Below are 24,525 nucleotides of genomic sequence, written 5' to 3'. Positions count from 1 at the left end.
AGATCTCCTTTCGTTTTTTAGAAGTTGGTTTGACGGCCATCTTCTATTATAACGATTGGAGATTTTTTCTGTCACTTTACCACTCTAGAAGTTTTATTTTCACACGTGTAGAACACGTGGTTTTAAACCCATATAATATAAAAAAGTGCGGTCCGCCCGCACTTTTAAAAATTTATTGTTAAATAATTTTTATGCTTCTAATCGAATAAGCTCTTGCCGAAATTTCTCTAAACGTCGCTTGGAGGAGTTCATGGTCTCAAGATCTTCTGCAAGCATTGCATCATGTAATGTCATCAGTTCATAATCAATTTCAAGTCGCAAAACAGGAATTCTCTTTTCTCCATCTTTACGTTTAAACGTTTGAATGACTTGTTCCATGGTAACCTACACTCCTTTTCACAATAAAGTATCGCGAAACAACAGAAGGTTAAACAACTAAAACATTAACGAAAAATTCAGATATTTAAACTGATTATATTCTATAATATGTGAAAGAATAAAAAAATGCAACTGTTTGTGATAGGAACGTAGATAGAAATTTGTGACATACAGCTTATGTGAAAAGAAAAACCAGCTAAAAGAATCTACTCAATTCATGGTAGCTTGAGTCACTTAAATCATAATTTGTGTGAACAGCGGATGATTATGTTAAACTAATCTCATGACAAAGAAGGCTGAAAGGAGTATTTCACGTGAGTTTTCAAGGATTTACACAAAATGATTTTAACACGTTTCAAATTAATGATTTAGACGGACGCATGGAAGCGATTCGAGATCGTATTCAACCGAAATTCAAAGAAATCGGTGACATTCTTTGTGATGATATTACAGCTTTAGCTGGAAATGAAATGTTTGTACATATTGCAAAGCATGCACGACGTACGGTCAACCCTCCGAAAGATACATGGCTTGCCATTTGCGATAATAAGCGTGGCTATAAAAAACATCCACATTTTCAAGTCGGTCTATTTGACGACCATGTATTTCTTTGGCTCGCCTATATTTATGAGCTCCCACATAAGGAGGAAATTGCCGAAAAACTGTTGAATAATCTTACGAAAGTGAAGCAGACGATTCCAAGCAACTATGTCATTTCCCTTGACCATATGAAAAAGGATGCATATTCCTTCGGCAAGCTGACAGACGCTGAGCTGATCAAGCACCTTGAACGATTCCGAGATGTGAAGAAGGCAGAATTTTTAGTAGGTCGTCACATCCCGTCAACAGACCCCATTTTACAAGATGGTGAGGCTTTCCTTGCTCTAGCAAAAGAAACGTTTGCAACCCTTATGCCACTTTATAGGCTCTCATTCGAATAAAGGACAGGGCTGGGACATAACGAACGTGTATGATTGAACATGCGAACAATGCACAACCTTAGCGAAGGATATTTCCGAAGCGAAGGCTATGCAGCAACGATCATGACGTTCGGATTTCTCATCAATAAAAACTCTTTTATGTCCCAGCCTCTTTTTACTTAAAAGAAAAATCTACAACGCCAGCATTATAACCTATTTTTCCATTTTGATGACTTTCAACAATTCATTTTCTCTTGCTTTTTTTATTGTGTGATAACAAGAGACGCCGACTTCTTCATCGAATTTTTTAAATAACTGCTTTTCCTCACTTTTTGATGGAACGATTTCTTTAAAGCGACGGTATAAGGCTAATAGTTGTTCCCGGCTAATCCCTTCTCCATACGCCTTTTCAATCCCTTGTAAAAATTCGATAACATCAATCACTTCTTCTGTTGACCAGTCAAGAGAGATTGGCATATACGTTTCCACAAGCTTCAGTCCTTTCCTTATTGTTGACTTCCTTATTTTAATCCCCAACGCTTTCGGATCTGCTCCCCTTCCGATAGCATTCTTCTAAACAGTTCAGCAACCGTTGGAATATCGTGAATTCGTCCCATCACTTGTCCTGCCCAAGCAAAGCCTTGACTTTCTTTCCCCTCATAAATATAGGCTTTGTTTGCTTGACCACTGATATACTCTTTTAACGCTTCATACGTAGGGGTTCTCGCTTCAATTTCTAGAATTCTCTCTGTCCATTGATTGTGAATTGCGCGGCCAGGAGCGCCGATTCCACGCTTTATCACAATTGTATCTTGCTCCGTTCCTTCAACTAATCGATTTTTATAAAGCTGATGAGCATGTACACACTCTTGGGTCGCAATAAACCTCGTTCCCATCTCAATTCCTTCAGCCCCAAGAGCAAAGGCAGCCATCATCCCCTTCCCATCGCCAATTCCTCCTGAAGCAATGACAGGAATGGAAACCGCTTCAACAACTTGAGGGATTAAAACAATTGTACCTGTATCATCACGTCCAAGATGACCGCCACCCTCTTGGCCTACGACCATGACAGCATCTGCTCCAAGCTCTTCAGCCTTTACCGCTTGCCGTCTTGCCGCAACAAGGACAAGCTTTTTTATCCCTGTCCCTTCAAGTCTTTCTATGATCGGTGCGGGGTTCCCCCCTGTCATGGAGACAACAGGTACTTTTTCATCAATGGCGACTTTCAGCATTTCCTCATAAGGGCGACCCTGCTGTCCAATCGCAAAATTCACGCCAAATGGACGTTCTGTTTTTTCACGAACCTTTTCAATTTCACGCCTTAACGCTTCAGGTGAATCTAAGGACATAGCCGTAATTTGACCAAGCCCTCCTGCATTAGAAACAGCGGCAGCTAGGTTTGAATAAGCAAGATACGCTAATCCTCCTTGTATGATCGGGTAATCGATTCCTAATAATGAAGTGACCCTCGTTTCCCACATTTCGATTCTCCTCCTCAAGCAAAACACTTAGAAATCCTTTTGGGATGAAATTACAATTAAGTACTTACCCTCGCATCCCTTCTTTGAAGATGCACAATTTTACTTTACGTCTCGTAACTATCCTGTGTTAGGAGAGAAATGAATCATACTGTTTCTGTATAATTGTACCATAAATGTGACAACTAAAATGTAAGGACATATTTTTGTCTGAAAACCATCGTTTCCTACTAGGCATCTATACTTGAATTTGATATACTCTTCTTTGTTTTCTGCCACATCCAAGGCTATTTTTAGAAAGAATGAGGTGACCCCTTTGTCACAACAACATCGAACACCCCTTTTCACAGGTGTCGTTGAACATGCAAAAAAACAACCTGTACAATTTCATATTCCCGGTCATAAAAAAGGCGCAGGCATCGACCCTGAATTTCGCGAATTTATAGGTGAAAATGCCTTATCAATTGATTTAATTAACATTGGCCCTTTAGATGATCTCCACCATCCACACGGGATCATTAAAGAAGCGCAGGAACTAGCTGCAGAAGCCTTCGGAGCCGATCACACCTTTTTTTCTGTTCAAGGTACAAGCGGCGCGATTATGACCATGATTATGGCAGTCTGTGGTCCCGGAGATAAAATCATTGTTCCGCGAAATGTCCATAAATCAATCATGTCTGCCATTATTTTTTCAGGCGCAACACCTGTGTTCATTCACCCTGAAATTGATAAATCGTTAGGTATTTCCCATGGAATCACAACAGATGCCGTGGAAAAAGCAGTCAAAACACACCCTGATGCCAAAGCTTTGCTCGTCATTAACCCGACCTATTTTGGAATCTCTGCAGATTTGAAGAAAATTGTCGACATTGCTCATGAGAGTGACATCCCTGTTCTTGTGGATGAGGCGCACGGCGTTCATATTCACTTTCATGATCAGCTACCACTATCAGCGATGCAGGCTGGGGCGGACATGGCAGCAACGAGCGTTCATAAGTTAGGTGGCTCAATGACACAAAGCTCTGTCCTGAACGTGAAGGAAGGCCTCGTTTCACCAAAACGCGTTCAGTCAATCATCAGCATGCTGACGACAACGTCAACGTCCTATTTGCTTCTCTCTTCATTAGATGTTGCACGAAAGCAATTAGCGACAAATGGTCATGAACTCATCTCACGTGCCATTGAATTAGCCGAACACACAAGGGAACGAATTAATCAAATCAATGGCTTATACTGTGTTGGAAAAGAGATTCTCGGCACAAAAGCCACTTATGACTTTGATCCAACAAAATTAATTATCTCCGTGAAAAACCTTGGAATTACAGGCTATGATGTTGAGGTCTGGCTTAGAAAGCATTATCAAATCGAAGTGGAGCTATCTGACCTATATAACATTCTCTGCATTGTTTCCTTTGGTGATACGAAAGAAGAACTTGATTTGTTAGTACAAGCTTTAACAGAGCTTTCTCGCTTACAAAAAAATCGCATTGAGATCCGTGAGCCGATTCCCGTGTATGCGCCGAATATTCCAACCCTTGCTCTGTCACCACGGGATGCCTTTTATGCAGAAACAGAAGTTGTGCCCTTTGCCGAATCGGCTGGACGGACGATTGCAGAGTTTGTGATGGTTTATCCACCAGGCATCCCGATACTCATTCCTGGAGAGATTATTTCACAAGAAAACCTTGATTATATTACGAAAAATGTGAAGGCAGGCTTGCCCGTTCAAGGACCGGAAGATGCAACCTTCAAAGCCCTTCGTGTTATCAAGGAATATGAGGCAATTCAATAATACAAGCACAAGCGCTTAGCTCAGCCGCAACAAGTGACGGAAACCTGCCTATGTATTGCTATTTTTAGGAAACCATTAACAGACTGAAGCCTTCTCAAGCGGCTTAGCACTTACGCTAGACATCATCGAATGGATTTTTTTAAGCTTTTAAAAAAAGCTAACCAAATTCATCCTTGGTTAGCTTTTTTTTGATGCCATTCATGATTAAAACTCAAGTTCAATGTCTACGTGCTCATGTACCTCTTCATCAACAATGTGAACGACAGCTGAATACAGTCCAGAAAACGTCTCAATGTTGCGCAATTCATATTCTCCGTTTCCAACTTCTGTAAAGTCCAACCATTGATGTTGCTCATCACCCTGCTGCCACATTTCAAGGGTCACCTTTCCTCCAGTAAACGCAGAACCTTCAACAGCAATTTGAACAACGATTCGATCATTCTCTACTTTTGTGTCTAATTCTACACCATTCATATGCTCATGTTCATGTTCATGGGTTGTTTCATGATGTGCTTCTTTATTTTCCTCAGCTTCTCCTACTTGAATATTTGCTGTCGGCATTCGATGCAGCCCACGAGCGGTTACATGGGTTTGAACATGATACAAACCAGCCTTTTCAAATAGATAATTAAGCAAGTAGACATTCTCTTCCTGCGTGTCGGCCTCGATCATTTCACTTTGCTCTTTTTGACCTTCTAACCAAATTTCGTACACGACTTCATTCGCATCATCGACCAGGTCATCACCCTGCGTAACAGTACTTGAAAAAGTTACGGTTTCACCTACTTCAGCTTTTTCAGGAACACTTAATTCAACCTCTATCGGTGTAAGTTCATCTACAATTTCATTCCCCTCTTGCCCTTCCTCATTTGGACCACATGCTGTCATTACGATGAATGACGCAACGAACGTCATAAACCATTTCTTTTTCATTATAATTTTCACCTCATTTAATTTTTTTAAAATAACCTACAACGGCGAACGATCACAAACCAAGTGTTTTCCTTTCTTACGTTTTTTCTAGTCTATTAAAAAGTTGTGAAACCTTAGTGAAGTCTAGCAGTTGTTAAGGAAATGTTCACAAATCGCTTCAATGTCCTTTAAATAAGCAAGCCAATCCTTTATCTGTTGACACCAACATCATTCTGCGTTTTTCAACGTGATCCGAGCGCTGGTCCCTTGACCAACCCTTGAAGAAAGCTCAAATGTTCCACCGTGCTTTTTAATAATCTGTGAGACAATCGCTAGACCTAAACCAGTTCCCCCGTTTTGGCGTGTTCTTGCTTTGTCAACCCGATAAAAACGCTCTGTTACAATCGGTAAATCTTCCTCTGGTATGCCAGCTCCCTCATCAGTAATAACGAGCTTGGACACTTTATTCGTAGTTGTTAAGGCAAGAGTGATTGATTTACCAGGTGGTGTATAGTGAATCGCATTATCGAGCAAATTGCGAATCACTTGTTCAAGGCGATCACTATCTCCATGAATAATGCTATCCTCGTCCAATTTTCGAATGATGCGAATGTTTTTTTGTGCAGCAATCCATTCAAAAGGCTCAATCACATCATTAATGAGCTGAGCAAAGGCGATCGGTTCAAATTGAAGGGGGTAAGAATCACCTTCTAATTGTGCCAAATCAAGCAGGTCATTGACAAGACGCTCCAAGCGATTTGCTTCCTTTTGAATAATCATGAGTCCTTTTTTTTGTTTAATCACTCCTTCAGCCATTGCCTCTGCATAGCCTTTCATATAGCTTAATGGTGTGCGTAGCTCATGAGATACATTTGCAAGAAATTCGCGACGGTTTTGCTCAACTTTTTCTAGTGAGGAAGAGAGCGAATTAAACGAGCGAGCAAGCTGACCTAGCTCATCACCTCTAGTAGATTCCGGTATTCTTCTTGAAAAATCACCATCTGCCATTATTTTTGCAACTCGCTTCATATCACTTAACGGTTGGACGACATTATGGATCATTTTGTTGCCGATAAAGACGACAAGCATCACAACTAAAATGATTGTACTCGCGAGGTGCATCCGTAATTGTAAAAACGGTTCATGAACTTCTGACAACGGCATCGATAAGAGCACAGCGCCTGAAAGATGCTCATTTAAAAACAGCGGAACAGCCACACCTAAAATATCTTGATGAAAATGAGGATGGGAGCGCCTGATGACAACTGTCTCACCATCTAGCAGCTGTTGTCTTTCCTCAAACGTAATCAAATTTTCATAGGAATAAGGTTCAAACGGTGCACCACTTCCTAATTGCATCGGATCATCGGTAAAAAGCACATCAGCATCTATGCTTTGTTCCGTCCACGTTAAGCGCTCTTGAAAATGAGCATCTGCCCCGTATTCGTCATAAAATCGAGCAAGCTCTTCACCTTGCATCACCAATAAGTCAACCTGTTTTTCAATATAGAGACGTTCATATAAGAAGAAGGTTAGACTGACTGCTCCAATCATCATCACGATAGCTGTCAAAACAACGGCAAGCCACACTTTCTTTTTAATCGACCAATACTTCATGCGGTTTCCTCAAATTTATAGCCGATCCCCCAAACGGTCTTAATGTACTGACCTGCTGATTTCAATTTTAATCGTAATGTTTTAATATGGGTATCGACTGTCCGTAATGTTCCTTTTTCTGTATCCATTCCCCATAGACGATGGTGAAGATGTTCTCTCGTAAAGACTTGTCCTCTGTGCTCGACTAAAAAAAGCAATAACTCAAATTCCTTTCTCGTCACATTGACTGGTTGCTCATCGACAAAAACAAGTCGTCCACTCTTGTCTATTTTCAGCTCATGTATGGTTATCATGTGTATGGGTTGTAATCCATTTGCCCGCCTTAACGCTGCTTCAATTCGCGCAACCAATTCTTTCGGACTAAAAGGTTTAATAATGTAATCATCTGCTCCGATTCTAAGTCCTTTAATTTTATCTTCTTCACTACTTCTAGCTGTTAGCATCAAAATTGGAATGGAGGAGAACGCCCTGATTTTTTCACAAGCCGTAAACCCATCCATATCAGGCATCATAATATCTAAAACAACCAGATCAATCGGCTGCAAAGCAAGCAATTGAAGAGCTTCTGCCCCGCTTTTTGCAGTTATCACCGTATATTTTTCTTTTTCAAGATAATAGACAACAAGTTCGAGTAATTCTTTTTCATCATCTACTACTAAAATTTGAAAAGGCTTATTCATCAATCTTCCTCCAAAACAATCATATAAGGGCCTGATGGAACGATAAGCTCATCCTTCACCTTAAATGTCGCCCGATCAATCAAGGAGATCGAGTCACCATCAAGATTACTCACAAATAACGATTCCTTATTCCCGTATACAAAGTTGGGATTTTGTCCAACTTCAATTTTATCCACCACTTCATACGTTTCCTTATGAATTTTAGATAATGTATGTTCTCCATGGCATAGCGCATATATGAATGGTGATGTTTCATCTCCATAAAACGCCACTGGCATTAGCCCTACCTCAATTTCTCGTATTTTTTTACCTGTTTCAGGATTATACACATGTATATTTTGATTTAATTGACCAAATGTACCATGACCACCAATCCAAAGATATTCCCCATCAAAATACATACCAGATGGTCGGTTTAAGACAGGAAACGTTTTAACCACCTTATCATTGGCGATATCAAGAATCGTCACACTATTGCTATCACCATTCAGAACAAACAGCTGTCCATTTCCTAATTCTAAGGCGTTTGGATAAGCACCAACATCGATGCTATTGACAAGCTCTTCTTTTTCAATATCAATACGATGCACCTGGTCATTTTTAATATCCGCTACAAAAAGAAAGTTAGATGCTGCTTCATACTTTAATGCAGTCAACCCTTGATTTAGTTCAAGAAAAGGCCTACTCTTACCCTTTTGCAGGTCATAAAGAATGAGAAAACTTTCACTTTGACTCGATGCTATCATTTTGCCATCAGCAATTGTTACCATTTCCGTGAGCGGAAATCGACTATCTTCGGATAAAAGAACTTCTTTATGTAGTGGATCAATAAAGGTCAATGTTTGTTCTTTCACATGTGATACGATAAGTAAGGATGAATCTGATTGAGGAATTTCTAGGCTTCGCTCCGAACATGCATTTAGAAAGGCCAACACGCCAAATAAACAAACAAAGAGCAAACGATTCATTTCTTTCTCCTTTTCAAGCCAACAATCATTTATTTATTTTGACTATGCTATTTAAGCCCATCTTAACATGGAATTGTGAAATAACGATGAAATCCAAAAATTTTAACTAGAACTACTCTCAATAGAACAACGTGCCTAAAACTTATTCTTAAAAACTTAACGTCTAAAAAAATAATGGGACTCCCTTAAAAGGGAACCCCATTTTTCATTCATCTATTTATTTTTTCACAGTGTATTGTTTTTTCTCGCTACAACTAGGACATTTTGCGTATAGCGTCGTTACCTTTTCTTCTTCAAAGTGCTCGATTGTTTGATTGCAAGACTGGCAAACGATAATACCCATGTTCTCATCTCCTTAAACTTGTTGTAAGCGTTTAATTTTCTCTTATTAAGAATATAATATGGCACAATTCATTTGTCAACACCAATTTGTATAACACATTAAATGATTTCAAGCACCATTATGTCCTTTTCCATTGTTATTATGATTATATTCACGAATGGTTTTTATTACTTAGACGCTTTTAAGGCATAACAAAATAAGCCCTCAACGCTGAAGGCTTTTCACACTTAGAGTAACGCTTGATATCTCTTTTTATTTACCTCAATAAACCGTGTTACCTCTTTTAAAAAAATTACATCTTCTTCTGAAATGACATATTCGGCAATGGGAATGGAAACGACAAGCTGGCCAATTAAGTGATGACCCTCATAGTAAGGAGAAACGACAGTCTGCCTATATTGATTTTGAACAATCTGTAATTTTCCTCGTATTGCAGTTAAGCTCAGCAAACCTTTCCCAAATTGTACCTTAAAGGAAAAAGGCGCTAAGCCAACACTTGCGATTCGGTAAAATGCGCTCTCCCCCGCTTCATAAATGCTGACAGCAAAATTTGTTTCCATTGGACGTGCCAGCTTTTGCACGATACCGTTATAAAAATCAGTAAGGGTATTGGCGAAATCAGGTACTGTCCCTACTTCTAAACGTAACTCATCTAACAGCTGTGACTTATCCACGCTCATACCTCCAACCCCACAAATATGCAATGTCCTTTTGTTGTTCGGAGAATAGTTATCTATACCATATAGAATACCATATTCAGCAGGATAAGATCTTATAATGTTCAGAATGATTATCGAAAGTGTAATAGTCAGAATTTTCTGTTGTGGCAGTTTCTTGTCTATGCTACGATTAGAAAAAAAGGAGCTGCTTTTCATGTCGTCTCACGCATTGATTCAAATACCTCAACCAACAGAGCCAATGACAGTAGAACTCGTGAAAAGTCAATTAGAGCGTTATCAACACATGACCATTAAAACAGGTAATCAACTTGATTGGGAATATAAGGAAGCTGCTTTCCCGTACAAAATCGTTCCATTAGAAGGGCAAGAAAATGATGCCTTTTATTTAAAAGGAATGAATCCTCTTTATCGTTACATTGTGTTCGCCATCGAAAATGAAGCTACGCAAAATGAAAACGAAGAAATAATCACGTCAAAGTCGATTATTCATGTGTATTTAGTAGACAGCTCCACTCACGGTGATAAAGGTAAGGCCATTGAATTTTGCAAATTTCTTGGGAAGCAATTTAAAGGAGCAGTACACTTATATAACGGCCGCGTGTTGCGCTATTAACTTATATATTACAGCCCCGCTTTGTCGAGACCATTCTCGTCAAACGGGGCTGTACAAGTTAATTCCATATGGTTGTCAATACTTCTTTTGTTTCTTCTAATGTTAGTGGTTTCCAAAACAATTCCCCATAAATCAACAAATCTTGATGAAGGTGCAGCCCCTCGTCAAATTGTTGATTTACAGCACTGCTTGTCCCAGAATTGCCAACATAGCCAATCACGGTGTCAGAATTAACCCGATCCCCGACTTTAATTGATTCAGGGATACTACTTAAATGAGCAAAACGGTTCATGACGCCATTTTGATATTGAACCCATACTTGCTGCCCCCGAAGTCGATCAAAAATATATTCTGGTGTCTCACCAAGTTCAGTGGCTAGAGCTAGGTCTTTATCTCTTTCCTCTGGAGAAGAATATTCCTCATAGTCATGATCTGCTCTCACAACAACCCCATCTGCCATTGCGTAAATCGGCGTTTCTGTCGTAATGTCTCCTCCAGACGCAAAATCATACCAATCGATTCCTTCATGGAAGCCGTTTCGATATTCACGTGGAGCTCCAGGCAAATGACTCTCAATCGTACTTACTTGTGCATTTTTAATTGGTTTTTCAAGGAAGGAAAGATATTCGACCATTGTTTCTACATCCCAATTTTCTACATCAAAGTTCTCTGGCGGACCTCCAACCCTTTCTGTAGGTCCAAACCATTGAAAGGCAACTTGACTTTCGCCATAGTTCAACTCAAGTCCCATCCCTTGCTCTAAAAAGGCAGCAGGCAAATAGAGCTCTCCATTCTCTTCAATCAAATAAATATCATCACTTGCTACATATTCTCCATTTCGCTCAAGCACAGGGACCCCGTCGATTAAATAATAGGAGTCATCATGAATCGTAAGCGAAAGGGTTCGATTTACTTCATCAAATTCATAAGAGCCTTCAACAGCTTCCGTCAAATCATCGACGACCACTCTTACTTCATTTTCTGCTACTGTAAAAGGTATTTGTTTTACTGAATCATTTACATCTTCATGACTTTCAGATTGATTTTGGTCATCAGTAACATTGCCTCCGTTTGCTTGACAGCCAATAAGCATCATTACAGCAAGCACGCTTAACCAAAATACTTTTTTTTCGTTCAACATTTCCGTCCTCACAATCTCTAAAATCATCATCGAAAGCCATTTTATCGTACTTTGTCCCTTCCATGCAAGTTACCTTTCATCCATTTCTTTTTTTTTGACATAATCTGATTAGGGGAGACAAATTCATAGCCTTTTTCCTTAAGGTTCAATTACAATTTTCCCCAGATATCACAGGTCCATCTTTGCTCGTGCATTACCCTGTTTAAATAAGGAACTCAACTATCTCTTTCCTTTACAACAGTCGCCTTTATCCTAACAAAGAAAGAATATGGAATCGAACATTGTATAAGCCTTTCTGTCATGAACATACTAATGATAGCGAATCGGTTCCTGTTTGTGATTTATTCATAGAATGACAATCCATAATAATCAAAAATAGAGATTTTCCTCTTGGAATGATGCCTCTTTCTTTCTATATTTCCCCTAAAAAGATATAATCATGGTGTACGAATTCTGTCACAAAAGTAAAAAAAGGGTTGAAATCTGTCGAAATAGGGGTTTAAAATACAGTAATTTTTCTCTATATAAAATCCACTTTTTTGCCCTAATTACGATATTGAAAGGATACGAAGAATGAAAAAACTAACACCTGTTTTTATTATTTCTGTTATCATTGCCTTTGCCTTCATTCTTTGGGGTATATTGGCACCTCAAAATTTAGAAAATGTAACATCTACCGTTAACACATTTATTACAAACGAACTTGGATGGTTTTATTTGCTTTCCGCTACTGGATTTTTGCTCTTTGCCATTTATTTAATCTTTAGCCCTTACGGTAAAATCCGCTTAGGGAAACCAGATGAAAAACCCGAATATAGTTATTTTACTTGGTTTTCCTTTCTATTTACTGCTGGGATGGGAATTGGCCTTGTCTTTTGGGGTGTTGCTGAACCTGTCTATCATTATTTTTCTCCACCGATAGCAGACCCAGAAACAAACCAAGCTGCTGGTGAAGCAATGCGCTTTTCTTTTTTCCATTGGGGCTTTCACCCGTGGGCAATTTACGCTGTTGTCGCCCTTGCCTTAGCTTATTTCAGCTACCGTAAAGATGCACCTGGAGTCATGAGCGCTGCTTTTCGTCCTTTGCTAGGCGATCGTGTAGAAGGTGGTCTCGGAACGACGATTAACGTTATTGTTGTTTTTGCGACAATTTTTGGCGTTGCCACTTCCCTCGGCTTTGGTGCAGCTCAAATTTCTGCTGGTCTATCCTATTTATCACCAGGGATTAGCTCGCTCAACGGGCAGCTGCTACAACTTATTGTCATTATTGTTGTAACCATTCTATTTATGCTCTCTGCACTTTCAGGTATCAATCGAGGCATACGGTATTTGAGTATTTTCAACATATACCTTGCACTCTTCTTAATGTTTTTTGTCCTTATTATGGGTCCTACAAGCTTTTTGTTGGGTGTATTTACGCAAACGATTGGTGGCTACCTTCAAAACCTCCCAAGTATGAGTTTCCGTTTAGATGTGTATGACCCAGAATCAAGCTGGGTAGAAGGATGGACCATCTTTTATTGGGCTTGGTGGATTTCATGGGCACCATTTGTCGGTTCCTTTATTGCAAGAGTATCTCGAGGGCGGACGATTCGTGAATTTGTTATTGGGGTTCTTGCTGTTCCATCCCTTTTCAGCTTTTTATGGTTCAGTGTTTTTGGTGGAACGGGGATTCATTTGCAACGAGAAGGTCTTGTCGATATAAACGGAATCATGGGAGAGCTCGGAATGGAGGTTGTTCTTTTTTCCTTGCTTGAATACTTACCGTTTGGGACATTTATGTCCATTTTAGCTGTTTTCCTTATCGCTTCCTTCTTTATTACATCAGCTGACTCAGCAACGGTTGTGTTAGGTATTCAAACAACCAATGGTGATTTAAACCCTTCGAATTCAATGAAATTCATTTGGGGGATCATTATTTCAGCTTCCGCAGCTGTTTTGTTAACATCTGAGGAAGGATTAGGTGCTCTACAGACTGCTGCAATTATTGCAGCTTTGCCATTTACAATCATCATGATTCTGATGATTGCTTCGTTGGTGAAATCACTACAGCAGGAGCATGCCGATTTAAGAAAAAAGAAATAATAACTATTTTAGACTATTTTCACTTAAAACCTTCCATTATCGTTCAAACGATAGACGGAGGTTTTATTACTTAATACTTAATGGTAATATTTCTATTAGATTACAATTTTGTTACTAATCACCGATCTGACTAATGGCATGATAAAATGACAGATATTAACTAGTATAAGTTAACTTTTTGTTTATAAGGAAGTGAACGTACGAATGAAGCATCTAGTTATCATTTTTTCATTATTCGTATTGGCTGGCTGCTTTTCCGCCCTTGGTTCATTAAATCCTAATCCTTTAGCTAGTGGTGAAGATGAAGTGATGACTGTCTTGTTTTCACACCCACAGTCATTAAGTGATGAAAACGATTATTATGATGCTTTACTAGAATTACAGCATGCGTACCCTAATCAAGTTCCTCCTGTTCAAGTCATTGATTCAAATGAGCGTCATCTCGTTCGCCATTTTGACATTGATGTCTTTCCAACAATGCTTATCATTCATGAAGAAGATATTTTTTTAAAAATCCAAGGAAAGAAAAGCAAAGAAGAGATCATCCATATCTTCGAACAAGCATTTAATCTCGAGCTTGACAGCACGTCATTTTTTCTTCAACTATCTAATGTTTAAGCCCTTTTCACAGCAAAACCTCACCTGATTTTTCAGGTGAGGTTTTTATAATATCGGAGATGGCCCATAGGGATATTGCTTATAATATTCCTCCTCGGCTTTCTCTTTCATTTCTCTCCAGCTTTGAAAAGAAGTATGGTTCTGAACAAAATGGTCTAATTTCGGGTCCATGCCCTTCCTTATTTGATTCTCAAGAGTAGAGAACTCTTTTTCAGCTTCTGTAAACGCATGCCAACTGATAAACGTTGTATGCTCTCTCATAAATTTCTCATTAAACAATAAAGGCAAAGGTATGGTAATCATACTTGATGTAGCTGATCGAAACCAACGTCTAATCCATCGCATCATAACGTCTCCTCCACCTAAGCATCGGTTTTTTTTCTATAATCATTCTATTCACATAATTCCTACTTGTCAAGTGTGAATTATACTGTATAAAAGCCCTTTTTTTCAGGGTGCAAGAAAAATACAAGATCCTTGTGTTTTTGTAAAATAAAAAGCTGCTGAGCAATTCTCAGCAGCTTTTTATAAAATCCATTACTTTACAATATGAATCGGTGTGCCTAACGCAACTTCAGCAGCTTCCATAGTGATCTCACCTAAAGAAGGGTGCGCATGAATCGTTAACGCAATATCCTCTGCTGTCATGCCTGTCTCAATTGCCAAGCCGATCTCAGCAATCATATCAGATGCACTAGGTCCTGCAATTTGAGCACCTAGGACAAGACCGTCTTCTTTACGAGTAATTAGCTTTAAGAAGCCATCAGAATCGTTAAGTGACAACGCACGTCCATTTGCTGCAAAAGGAAATTTCGAAGCAACCACATCATAGCCAGCTTCTTTCGCTTCTGCTTCTGTGTAGCCTACTGTTGCAAGTTCAGGATCAGAGAATACAACAGCCGGAATCGCTAAGTAGTCAACTTCAGATGCTTCTCCTGCAATTGCTTCAGCAGCAACTTTTCCTTCGTAGGATGCTTTGTGAGCAAGAGCAGGACCTTCAACAATGTCACCAATCGCAAAAATATTTTTAACGCTCGTACGACATTGTTTATCTACTTTAATTAGACCTTTTTCTGTTAGCTCAATGCCAATTCCTTCAAGACCGATTTCTTCAGTGTTCGGCTTACGACCGACTGTAACAAGCACGTAATCAGCTTCGATAACTTCTTCTTTCCCTTTTATCTCAGCAGTTACTTTGACACCAGTGTCAGTTTCTTCAACACCTTTTGCCATCGCATCTGTATGGAAGGCTACGCCATTTTTCTTTAACTTACGCTCAACAAGCTTCGCCATTTGCTTTTCAAATCCAGGAAGAATTTGTTTTCCACCTTCAAGAACAACAACTTCTGTACCTAGATTGGAAAATGCACCTGTAAGCTCGATACCAATGTAGCCGCCACCGATGACAACCATTTTCTTTGGTATTTCTTTAAGTGCAAGAGCACCTGTTGAGTTAATAACGCGATCTGAATATTTGAAGCTCGGAAGTTCAATCGGGCTCGACCCTGTAGCAATAATACAATTCTTGAACTTGTACGTTGATGAGCTCTTGTCGTCCATAATCCGAACAGAATCTTCAGAAGAGAAGTAAGCCTCTCCTTTTACAATTTCGACTTTATTCCCTTTAAGTAAGCCTTCTACGCCACCAGTTAGCTTCTTCACAACAGAAGCTTTCCACTCTTGAACCTTTTCAAAGTTTACGGAAACATTTTCAGCGACAATCCCCATATCATCTGAGTGCTTTGCATGATGATAACGATGTCCTGCAGAAATCAATGCTTTTGATGGGATACAACCAACATTTAAACAAACCCCGCCAAGTGTATCTTTCTCAACAATCGTTACCTTTTGTCCAAGCTGTGCTGCACGAATTGCTGCAACATAGCCCCCTGGGCCAGAACCAATGACCAGTGTGTCTACTTCATTTGCGAAATCCCCGACAACCATGTGTTACCCCTCCATTAACAGTAATTGTGGATCGTTTAGCAAGCGTTTCACTTGATTGAGTGCGTTTTGTGCTGTCACACCGTCAACAAGGCGGTGGTCATAGCTAATGGATAGAGCGAGCATTGGCGCTATGACAATTTCTCCATTTCTCACAACCGGCTTTTCTTCAATGCGTCCGATTCCTAAAATCATGACTTCAGGGTGGTTAATGATAGGTGTGAACCATTGTCCACCTGCCGAGCCAAGGTTAGAAATTGTAGCAGATCCGCCTTTCATTTCAGCACCGCTTAACTTACCATCACGCGCTTTTACAGCTAGCTCATTGATTTCATCTGCCAGGGCGAAAATTGATTTGCGGTCTGCATCTTTTACAACAGGTACGACAAGACCTTGATCCGTATCAGCAGCGATACCGATGTTAAAGTACTTTTTGTAGACAATTTCTTGGGCATCGTCATCAATTGATGCGTTCAATGCTGGATACTTGCGAAGAGCTGATGTTAAGGCTTTGACAACATAAGGCAAGTACGTAAGCTTTGTTCCTTGCTCAGCAGCAATTTGCTTATACTGTTTGCGGTGAGCAACAAGTGCTGATACTTCTACTTCGTCAAGGTGTGTCACGTGTGGTGCCGTATGTTTTGAGTTAACCATTGCTTTGGCAATCGCTTTGCGAATTCCTTTAAGTGGAACGCGCTCTTCAAGCTGTTCACTTGATACGGCTGATGCTGCTGGTTGAACTGATTTTGTTTCTTCAGCTGATTCTTGACCAGTTACTTCTTCAGCGTTCTCTACCTTTTGATCACCAGACAAGTATGCATCAATGTCATTCTTCACGATACGTCCGTTCTTTCCAGAACCTTGTACGCTTTGGATGTTAACGCCTTTTTCACGAGCGTATTTACGAACAGAAGGCATGGCAATGACACGATTTCCAGCTATTTCCTCGTTATCTTCTTTTTCTGGTGCTGAAGCAGCTTTCACCTTAGACGTTTCTTTTTTCTTTTCTTCAGAAGAAGCCTCTTCCTGTTTATCATTGCTTTCTGCATCAGAGCTTTCAGCTGATTCCTCACCCGTATCAATTGTAAGAAGGACATCACCTACAACACTGACCGTTCCCTCTTCAACTTTTATTTCAAGGATTTTTCCATCGACTGGAGATGGAAGCTCAACAACCGATTTGTCGTTTTGAATTTCAAGTAAAATATCATCTTCTTTTACTTCGTCTCCTGGTTTTACAAACCATTTTACAATCTCGCCTTCGTGAATCCCTTCACCAACTTCAGGCAGTTTATATTCGTAAGCCAAAACTAAGCGCCTCCTTTATTATAACTCTAAAGCTTATTGCATAAAAGGAAAGAACGACACCTTTCTACAAAAGTTTTAAACAACGCATGACATTAAAGTCGATTGCCTCACTCAAACGTTTGCTCATACCTTCGTTTACACAAAAGCATCTAGAAAGATTGTCGTTAGTTTCCTTTCCATAATCGTTTCCTTGTATAAATAACAAGGACAATCCATTTCAGTTGTTTAGAAGTTTACAACTTCTTTTGCTTTTTCAACGATGTCTTTATGATTTGGAAGCCAAGAATCCTCAACTGCAGCAAACGGATAAACCGTGTCAGGTGAAGTCACACGTAAAACAGGCGCTTCAAGTGAAAGAATGGCTCGCTCTGTAATTTCAGCTACAACATTTGCTGCGATACCCGCTTGTTTTTGAGCTTCTTGAACAACGATTGCGCGGCTTGTTTTTTCCACAGATGCGATAACGGTTTCCACATCAAATGGACTCACTGTCATTAAATCGATAACCTCCGCATCAATGCCCTCTTCAGCAAGCTCTTCTGCTGCCTTCAATGAGGCTTGTACCATTGCACCATAAGCGATAATCGTTACATCTTTTCCTTCTCGCTTAATATCCGCTTTCCCAAGAGGAATCGTATACTCTTCCTCTGGTACTTCTTGACGGAATGAACGATACAGCTTCATATGCTCAAGAAATACAACCGGGTCATTATCACGGATAGCAGAAATAAGAAGACCTTTTGCATCATACGGATTTGATGGAATAACAACTTTCACACCCGGTGTTTGAGCCATCAAACCTTCTAGGGAATCTGCATGCATTTCAGGTGTTTTAACCCCACCACCAAAAGGTGAGCGTACTGTAATTGGCATTGTTTGAGTATTCCCTGAACGAAAACGCCAGCGTGACATTTGACCAGCGATCGAGTCAAATACTTCAAACACGAAGCCGAAGAATTGAATCTCCATAACAGGACGATGACCTGTTAAAGCAAGACCAATCGCCAAACCACCGATACCTGACTCAGCAAGAGGTGTATCAAATACACGATCTTCTCCAAATTCTTTTTGTAGATTTTCTGTTACACGGAATACGCCGCCATTCTTACCAACGTCTTCACCAAATACGAGAACATCTTCATTCTTATTTAGCTCATTGCGCATTGCATCGGTAATCGCTTGAGCCATAGTCCATTGTGCCATTGGTTACTTCGACTCCTTTGCCGTATATTCTTCCAATTGCTCACGAATGTTAACAGGAGCATCTTCAAACATAAAGCCAAGCAAATCTGTTACTTTTTGCTTTGGTGTGTTATCCGCTTCCTTGATCGCTTTTTTAACATCCTCTTTCGCTTGTTCGACGACTTCGTTTTCTTTCTCTTCACTCCATAGCTTTTTACCTTCCAGGAATTTCCGGAAACGAACAAGCGGGTCTTTCTTTGTCCACTCATCATCAAGTTCAGACGTCCGATAACGAGTTGGATCGTCACCAGCCATCGTGTGTGGACCATAGCGGTAGCAAAGCGTTTCAATAAGTGTAGGCCCATCACCAGCTAGCGCGCGCTTACGAGCCTCCTGTGTCGCAGCATACACTGCAAGCACGTCCATACCATCCACTTGAATACCTTCAATACCAGCCGCTACAGCTTTTTGAGCAATTGTTTTTGCAGCAGATTGCTTTTCTACTGGGACGGAAATCGCAAAACGGTTGTTTTGAACAACAAACACTGCTGGAGCATTGTACGCACCTGCAAAGTTCATCCCTTCATAGAAGTCCCCTTGAGACGCACCACCATCACCTGTATATGTAATGACAATGTTCTCTTTCTTTTTGCGTTTAAGACCAAGGGCAACACCAGCTGCCTGAACAATTTGTGCACCAATGATAATTTGTGGGACAGCAATGTTCAAACCTTCTGGAAATTGACTACCATGGAAGTGTCCACGAGACCAAAGGAACGCTTGATATAATGGAAGACCATGAAAAACGATTTGCGGAATGTCACGGTATCCAGGTAAGATCCAATCCTCTTTTTCTAAGGCAAATTGCGACCCAAGCATAGACGCTTCCTGTCCTGCTACTGGCGCATAGAAACCAAGGCGTCCTTGGCGGTTTAATGAAATGGCGCGTTGATCCCAAATTCGTGTATAGACCATACGACGCATTAACTCTTGAAGCTGTTCATCACTAAGTTCCGGCATCGCGGCTGTATTTACAACTTCGCCTTCTTCATTTAAAATTTGAAACGTTTCAAATTGATTTTCAACTTGCTCTAACGTTTTTGTACTCACTTACCTTCACCTCTTCCTTTCTCTTATCAAAATTTAACCTACCTTTTAAGTAACGGTTGTGTTTTGACGATTCACGACTAACAGAAAAAACTCCTTCAAATAGGATACCCATTCAACACCCTTACATAACCGAGATTTATCGTTAAATCTCTAAACAAGACCGATGGATTCATTTGAAATGCTTTCGTCTTGAGGTGAATCAAACACAAAATACTGCTTCACTCATTGCTTACACAGCATAGACTTTACAGAGTTCCATCATCTGTATTAGTCATATTTCAAAAAAAGTAATACAATTTATCCTACGATAATTAGTCTACCTTACCTCTGACAAATTCGTCAATCCTTTTGTCTTATCTACAAACATCAAAGTATCTTTGTGCAAGATATCACAAGTTTAATTTATTCTGTTATATATCAAAATGCAGACAAACTAATACAGTTCAACCCTTAATTAGCTGGGTTTATAATGAACAAGGACAAACAAATAAGCTTCACATCCTATTCATAGAGGACGTCAAGCTTAGCAGCTTCATAAAAGCTTTTTTTCGTTTCATTGTACGCTCTGGTCAATTCGTTGAATGCCTCTTTATGTTCATCCACCGTTGCATATTTTTCATTCACCTTATTAATTTGTTTTTGTAATGCTTCAATCGTTAATTCTTTGTCTTGCAGCATTTCATATAATGCCCGATCAAGCTCAGCTGCTTCCCTGTAGTTAGTATATAAAAGTTGATACCGATCATACCTCTTGCTCATCGTTTCAACAAGCACCTTTAATTGATTTCGTGGTGCTCCTTCATCTACTTCCGAAACATATGCTTCAACTTCACGAAACTCCTTGTAACTTGCTTCAATGCTTTCTTTTTCTACATCCATGATTCGTAGACGTTCCTCAACTAAAGCAATGGCTTCATTTGACCTTTCTACAATTTCTTCATACGCTTCCATACCAAGAGCAATCATCTCTTCGTACAATGCATGCTCTTTTTCTTCTGCACTAAGAAGTAATTGCTGTTGTTCTGCAAACGCATTTTCCAGCTCAACCGCTTCCTCAAGATGTACAAAAACCTCTTCCGATGCCGTATTTGCACAGCCTATCATCATACCCATCAATAGCAAAATCCCAACTATCTTTTTGAACTCACTCACCGTCTCCCTCCTTGTTTTATCCGTTTAACCTCGTCCACTAAACACTATCCAAAAATCCACAAAATGACAACAGCTTTTCTTTTTGCGGCAACGTTCCTAGGTTTATAAAAAATATGATTTTGCTTACTTACCACGGACATTCTATGATGTTTCACAACATTATATGTCTTCCAATCCTAGGTGAATGGTTTCGTTATTTTGAAAAAATAGGTATTCATCCAACCATCTATTTCCGTCCTGCATAAAGTATTAGTGAGTCGCACAAGGTGCGATCCAAAGAAAAAGGAGGTCTGTTCAATGTACGGGCACGGATATGGTTGTTACGACCCTTGTGGTTATGGCTACGGTGCACCTGTTGCACCTGTTGCTGGTGCAGGGTATTACGGTCGTCATTGCGGTAGAGGATTTGCTTTAATAGTCGTCTTGTTCATTCTTCTCATTATTGTTGGAGCATCAAAATTCGGCCATTGCTAATGTTAAAACGCTCAAGTTAACATCATTGTTAACTTGAGTCTTTTTCTTTTATTTCTGAATTGAACTTGAGCCTTGATTTTATTCATCATAAAGTTATTATAGAGAAGAAAAGGAGTGAACCAACCATGCTAACAATGAAGGACATCGTACGCGAAGGCGATCCTGTGCTTAGAAAAGTGGCAGAAGAAGTACCTTTACCTGCATCTGACGAAGATAAAAAAACGTTACAACAAATGTTGGAGTTTTTAATAAATAGCCAGGATCCTGAAATTGCTGAGAAATATCAATTACGTCCTGGCGTCGGGCTGGCGGCTCCACAAATCGGCATTAGCAAACGAATGATCGCTGTCCATGTTACAGATGAACAAGAACAGGAGTACAGTCTCGGACTATTTAATCCAAAAATCATCAGTCATTCTGTCGAGCTTACTCATTTAGAAAATGGTGAAGGATGTCTTTCTGTCGACCGTGATATCCCAGGAATTGTTCCACGCTATTCCCGATTAACCGTAAAGGCTACGACACTTGAAGGAGAAGAAATCACTCTTCGTTTGCGTGGTCTTGTCTCTATCGTCTTTCAACACGAAATTGATCATTTAAATGGGATTATGTTCTATGATCGAATAGAAGGCTTTAAAGACAAATTAAAACAGGAACTTCCTCCATTGTAAGCAAAAGACTGTTGGGTTCTTCTCTCAACAGTCTTTTGTTTTGTAAAAAAATGATTAATCCATTTTCGTTTCCTCACACCCCACAGCTCAACCCCCAATAATTTCCTCGCACGATTTATTGCTATATACACATACTAAGAACACTCTATTATTCGGAAAAAATTGATCATCGTTCCCTTTTTAAATCGAACAATAAATGCTCACCTTTTGATTTTATTCTTCCCCTGTTTCAAAAATGAAGTAAAACCCTTTAATCAGATCATCGGATTTGCTTGTTTATTATGAAAGGAGTGAACAGCATGTTACGCAAATTACGAAAGAAAATCGTAAAAGGCTGCTTGAATTTATTACCGAAAAATCGCTTAATCGAGGTTTAAATCAACTGATTCAGGCTAAGATATTAGAATAGCCAATGATGAGCAGCACGATTACCAAGCATCAAAGAATCATGATACGGAGCCTGCTACATTATCCCTTCTAAAGAAAAACATGAAAAGAAGTGATGTTTCCTTTATAATGGAACTATCATTATCGTTTAAGGAGAGGTAAACCATGATTTTTAAAGTTTTTTATCAAGAAAATTTTTCACAGGTACCTGTGCGTGAAAACACGAAAACAATATATATAGAAGGGGAAAACGAAGCTGATGTTCGGAAAAAGCTTGCTGATCGTCACTATAACATCGAATTCGTCACACCTATTACCGGTGACCATTTATTGTATGAGCAACAAAAAGAAAATTTTAAAGTGGAGAACGTGTAACCAATATGAAGCAAATGAAAAATAATCAGACCGCAGTGTATGCCTTAGGTGGTTTAGGTGAGATCGGAAAAAATACCTATGCTGTTCAATTTCAAGATGAAATTATTTTAATTGATGCAGGAATTAAATTTCCTGAAGATGAGCTATTAGGGATAGATTATGTCATTCCTGATTACTCGTACTTAGTAAAAAATGAAGACAAAATTAAAGGCCTTTTTATTACCCATGGACATGAAGACCATATTGGCGGAATTCCTTATTTACTTCGAGAAATTAATGTACCGATTTACGGTGGGAAATTAGCCTTAGGTTTATTAAAAGGAAAGCTAGAAGAACACGGATTAATAAGAAAAGCAAAGCTTCATGAAATTCATGAGGATCAAGTGGTTAAATTTGCAAAAACCTCCGTCACCTTTTTCAGGACGACGCATAGCATTCCAGATTCCTATGGAATTGTTGTGAAAACACCTCCAGGAAATATCGTCCATACAGGTGATTTTAAATTTGACTTTACGCCTGTAGGCGAGCCTGCCAACTTAACAAAAATGGCACGAATTGGTGAAGAAGGGGTTCTCTGTTTATTATCTGATAGTACAAACAGTGAAATTCCTGAATTCACCATGTCAGAACGACGAGTCGGCGAAAGTATTGCTTCGATTTTCCACAAAGTGGAAGGTCGTATTATCTTCGCGACCTTTGCATCAAATATACATCGCCTTCAGCAAGTTGTTGAAGCTGCTGTAAGACATAACCGGAAAATCGCTGTCTTTGGACGAAGCATGGAGTCAGCGATTACAATCGGTCAAGAACTTGGGTACATTCGCGCTCCTAAAAATACATTTATCGAGACGTCTCAGCTGAACAAGCTGCCAGATACACAAATAACGATTTTGTGTACAGGCTCACAAGGTGAACCGATGGCTGCGTTATCCCGGATCGCAAATGGAACGCATCGGCAAATTCAAATTATTCCTGGAGATACAGTCGTCTTTTCATCCTCACCCATTCCTGGAAATACGTTAAGCGTAAGCAAGACAATCAACCAACTTTATCGTGCAGGAGCAAACGTCATTCATGGTCCATTAAGCGATATTCATACGTCTGGTCATGGTGGTCAAGAAGAACAAAAGTTGATGCTTCGGTTAATTAAGCCGAAATACTTTATGCCGATTCACGGTGAGTACCGTATGTTAAAAATGCATACGAAGCTTGCGCAAGACTGCGGGGTCCCTGAAGAAAACTGCTTTGTAATGGACAATGGGGATGTGCTTGCCTTGCATCCTGAAGAAGCAGGAATTGTTGGAAAAATCCCTTCTGGTTCCGTTTATGTTGATGGAAACGGGATTGGCGATATTGGGAATATCGTCCTCCGCGATCGACGGATTTTATCAGAGGAAGGACTTGTCGTCGTTGTTGTGAGCTTGGACATGAAGGAATTCAAGGTATCAGCAGGACCTGATATTATTTCTCGTGGGTTTGTCTATATGCGCGAATCAGGAGATCTCATTCAGGAAGCACAGCAGCTTCTCGCAAAACATTTGAATGAAGTGATGGAACGAAAAACAACACAGTGGTCTGAAATTAAAAATGAAATTACAGACTTACTCGGACCTTTTTTATACGAGCGTACGAAACGTAAACCAATGATTTTACCAATTATTATGGAAGTTTAATTTATGTTGAATAGAAAGGCGCCT

The 24,525-nt window shown here is 39.7% G+C and carries 24 protein-coding genes and 1 pseudogene; 9 read left to right on the top strand and 16 right to left on the bottom strand.

Going from position 1 to position 24,525, the window contains the following annotated elements; genetic code table 11:
- Positions 1 to 189: 189 nt before the first annotated feature.
- The gene (locus BLT_RS0107380; protein WP_017727144.1) at positions 190 to 378 is read right to left on the bottom strand and encodes a hypothetical protein; all 189 of its coding nucleotides are present in this window, start codon (positions 376 to 378) and stop codon (positions 190 to 192) included.
- A 314-nt stretch (positions 379 to 692) separates the two neighbouring features.
- Between BLT_RS0107380 and BLT_RS0107375 the strand changes: the two genes are divergently transcribed.
- On the top strand, positions 693 to 1,319 hold the full coding sequence (locus tag BLT_RS0107375; RefSeq protein ID WP_017727143.1) for a YktB family protein: 627 nt from the start codon (positions 693 to 695) through the stop codon (positions 1,317 to 1,319).
- 192 nt (positions 1,320 to 1,511) lie between these two features.
- Here BLT_RS0107375 and BLT_RS0107370 read toward each other — a convergent pair whose 3' ends face one another.
- Complete coding sequence (locus tag BLT_RS0107370; protein WP_026105028.1) at positions 1,512 to 1,787, bottom strand: UPF0223 family protein; 276 nt, start codon at positions 1,785 to 1,787, stop codon at positions 1,512 to 1,514.
- Positions 1,788 to 1,819: 32 nt separating this feature from the next.
- Positions 1,820 to 2,779, bottom strand: coding sequence for an NAD(P)H-dependent flavin oxidoreductase (locus BLT_RS0107365; protein WP_017727141.1), 960 nt, complete (start codon positions 2,777 to 2,779; stop codon positions 1,820 to 1,822).
- 313 nt (positions 2,780 to 3,092) lie between these two features.
- On the opposite strand from BLT_RS0107365, the gene BLT_RS0107360 reads away from it, so the two are divergent.
- Positions 3,093 to 4,568: an aminotransferase class I/II-fold pyridoxal phosphate-dependent enzyme gene (locus BLT_RS0107360; protein ID WP_017727140.1), complete on the top strand. Its 1,476-nt coding sequence runs from the start codon at positions 3,093 to 3,095 to the stop codon at positions 4,566 to 4,568.
- A gap of 204 nt (positions 4,569 to 4,772) precedes the next feature.
- On the opposite strand, the gene BLT_RS0107355 is transcribed toward BLT_RS0107360, so the two are convergent.
- The 6 genes from BLT_RS0107355 to BLT_RS0107330 all read right to left on the bottom strand — a co-directional run bounded on the left by BLT_RS0107355 (position 4,773) and on the right by BLT_RS0107330 (position 9,762).
- Positions 4,773 to 5,501: a FixH family protein gene (locus tag BLT_RS0107355; RefSeq protein ID WP_017727139.1), complete on the bottom strand. Its 729-nt coding sequence runs from the start codon at positions 5,499 to 5,501 to the stop codon at positions 4,773 to 4,775.
- 207 nt (positions 5,502 to 5,708) lie between these two features.
- Positions 5,709 to 7,097, bottom strand: coding sequence for a sensor histidine kinase (locus BLT_RS0107350; protein ID WP_017727138.1), 1,389 nt, complete (start codon positions 7,095 to 7,097; stop codon positions 5,709 to 5,711).
- Positions 7,094 to 7,777, bottom strand: a complete 684-nt coding sequence (locus tag BLT_RS0107345) for a response regulator transcription factor (RefSeq protein ID WP_017727137.1) — start codon at positions 7,775 to 7,777, stop codon at positions 7,094 to 7,096. The genes BLT_RS0107350 and BLT_RS0107345 overlap by 4 nt, the downstream gene beginning before the upstream one ends.
- Complete coding sequence (locus tag BLT_RS0107340) at positions 7,777 to 8,745, bottom strand: YncE family protein (protein WP_017727136.1); 969 nt, start codon at positions 8,743 to 8,745, stop codon at positions 7,777 to 7,779. The genes BLT_RS0107345 and BLT_RS0107340 overlap by 1 nt, the downstream gene beginning before the upstream one ends.
- 217 nt (positions 8,746 to 8,962) lie before the next feature.
- Positions 8,963 to 9,088 carry a GapA-binding peptide SR1P gene (locus BLT_RS23025; protein ID WP_017727135.1) on the bottom strand — a complete coding sequence of 42 codons (126 nt, stop codon included), beginning with the start codon at positions 9,086 to 9,088 and terminating at the stop codon, positions 8,963 to 8,965.
- A gap of 227 nt (positions 9,089 to 9,315) precedes the next feature.
- Positions 9,316 to 9,762, bottom strand: a complete 447-nt coding sequence (locus BLT_RS0107330) for a hypothetical protein (protein WP_017727134.1) — start codon at positions 9,760 to 9,762, stop codon at positions 9,316 to 9,318.
- Positions 9,763 to 9,961: 199 nt separating this feature from the next.
- Here BLT_RS0107330 and BLT_RS0107325 point away from each other — a divergent pair, with 199 nt between their 5' ends.
- Positions 9,962 to 10,381: a DUF1885 family protein gene (locus BLT_RS0107325; RefSeq protein WP_017727133.1), complete on the top strand. Its 420-nt coding sequence runs from the start codon at positions 9,962 to 9,964 to the stop codon at positions 10,379 to 10,381.
- A gap of 58 nt (positions 10,382 to 10,439) precedes the next feature.
- Here the strand turns inward: BLT_RS0107325 and BLT_RS0107320 are convergent, their stop codons facing one another.
- The gene (locus BLT_RS0107320) at positions 10,440 to 11,522 is read right to left on the bottom strand and encodes a M23 family metallopeptidase (protein ID WP_035425678.1); all 1,083 of its coding nucleotides are present in this window, start codon (positions 11,520 to 11,522) and stop codon (positions 10,440 to 10,442) included.
- 573 nt (positions 11,523 to 12,095) lie between these two features.
- Here BLT_RS0107320 and BLT_RS0107315 point away from each other — a divergent pair.
- Both BLT_RS0107315 and BLT_RS0107310 read left to right on the top strand, forming a co-directional pair.
- Positions 12,096 to 13,607, top strand: a complete 1,512-nt coding sequence (locus tag BLT_RS0107315; RefSeq protein WP_017727131.1) for a glycine betaine uptake BCCT transporter — start codon at positions 12,096 to 12,098, stop codon at positions 13,605 to 13,607.
- 204 nt (positions 13,608 to 13,811) lie between these two features.
- The gene (locus BLT_RS0107310) at positions 13,812 to 14,225 is read left to right on the top strand and encodes a hypothetical protein (RefSeq protein WP_017727130.1); all 414 of its coding nucleotides are present in this window, start codon (positions 13,812 to 13,814) and stop codon (positions 14,223 to 14,225) included.
- Between the two features lie 45 nt (positions 14,226 to 14,270).
- Here the strand turns inward: BLT_RS0107310 and BLT_RS0107305 are convergent, their stop codons facing one another.
- From BLT_RS0107305 to BLT_RS0107280, 6 genes are all read right to left on the bottom strand, one after another.
- Positions 14,271 to 14,573 (bottom strand): hypothetical protein, encoded by a 303-nt coding sequence (locus BLT_RS0107305; protein ID WP_152414300.1) that lies wholly within the window; start codon positions 14,571 to 14,573, stop codon positions 14,271 to 14,273.
- Between the two features lie 189 nt (positions 14,574 to 14,762).
- The gene (lpdA, locus tag BLT_RS0107300; RefSeq protein ID WP_017727128.1) at positions 14,763 to 16,172 is read right to left on the bottom strand and encodes a dihydrolipoyl dehydrogenase; all 1,410 of its coding nucleotides are present in this window, start codon (positions 16,170 to 16,172) and stop codon (positions 14,763 to 14,765) included.
- 3 nt (positions 16,173 to 16,175) lie between these two features.
- Complete coding sequence (locus BLT_RS0107295; RefSeq protein WP_017727127.1) at positions 16,176 to 17,477, bottom strand: dihydrolipoamide acetyltransferase family protein; 1,302 nt, start codon at positions 17,475 to 17,477, stop codon at positions 16,176 to 16,178.
- Positions 17,478 to 17,702: 225 nt separating this feature from the next.
- A complete protein-coding gene (locus BLT_RS0107290) occupies positions 17,703 to 18,680 on the bottom strand; it encodes an alpha-ketoacid dehydrogenase subunit beta (RefSeq protein ID WP_017727126.1) in 978 nt (325 codons plus the stop codon).
- A 3-nt stretch (positions 18,681 to 18,683) separates the two neighbouring features.
- The gene (pdhA, locus tag BLT_RS0107285; RefSeq protein ID WP_017727125.1) at positions 18,684 to 19,769 is read right to left on the bottom strand and encodes a pyruvate dehydrogenase (acetyl-transferring) E1 component subunit alpha; all 1,086 of its coding nucleotides are present in this window, start codon (positions 19,767 to 19,769) and stop codon (positions 18,684 to 18,686) included.
- Positions 19,770 to 20,270: 501 nt separating this feature from the next.
- On the bottom strand, positions 20,271 to 20,921 hold the full coding sequence (locus tag BLT_RS0107280; protein ID WP_017727124.1) for a YkyA family protein: 651 nt from the start codon (positions 20,919 to 20,921) through the stop codon (positions 20,271 to 20,273).
- Between the two features lie 393 nt (positions 20,922 to 21,314).
- Between BLT_RS0107280 and BLT_RS24420 the strand changes: the two are divergent.
- The 4 genes and pseudogenes from BLT_RS24420 to rnjA form a co-directional block, all read left to right on the top strand.
- Positions 21,315 to 21,395 (top strand): annotated as a pseudogene (locus BLT_RS24420) (YjcZ family sporulation protein); the annotation flags it as partial.
- 125 nt (positions 21,396 to 21,520) lie between these two features.
- Positions 21,521 to 22,066 (top strand): peptide deformylase, encoded by a 546-nt coding sequence (def, locus tag BLT_RS0107270; protein WP_017727122.1) that lies wholly within the window; start codon positions 21,521 to 21,523, stop codon positions 22,064 to 22,066.
- 552 nt (positions 22,067 to 22,618) lie between these two features.
- A complete protein-coding gene (locus BLT_RS0107265; protein WP_017727121.1) occupies positions 22,619 to 22,828 on the top strand; it encodes a DNA-dependent RNA polymerase subunit epsilon in 210 nt (69 codons plus the stop codon).
- A 5-nt stretch (positions 22,829 to 22,833) separates the two neighbouring features.
- Positions 22,834 to 24,501, top strand: coding sequence for a ribonuclease J1 (gene rnjA / locus BLT_RS0107260; protein ID WP_017727120.1), 1,668 nt, complete (start codon positions 22,834 to 22,836; stop codon positions 24,499 to 24,501).
- Positions 24,502 to 24,525: the final 24 nt, after the last annotated feature.

Origin of the sequence: Halalkalibacterium ligniniphilum (genome assembly GCF_000334155.1) — a bacterium.
GTDB classification, from domain to species: domain Bacteria; phylum Bacillota; class Bacilli; order Bacillales; family Bacillaceae_D; genus Halalkalibacterium; species Halalkalibacterium ligniniphilum.
Note: the sequence above shows the minus strand (reverse complement) of the source record. Positions and strands in the feature narration are given on the sequence as shown.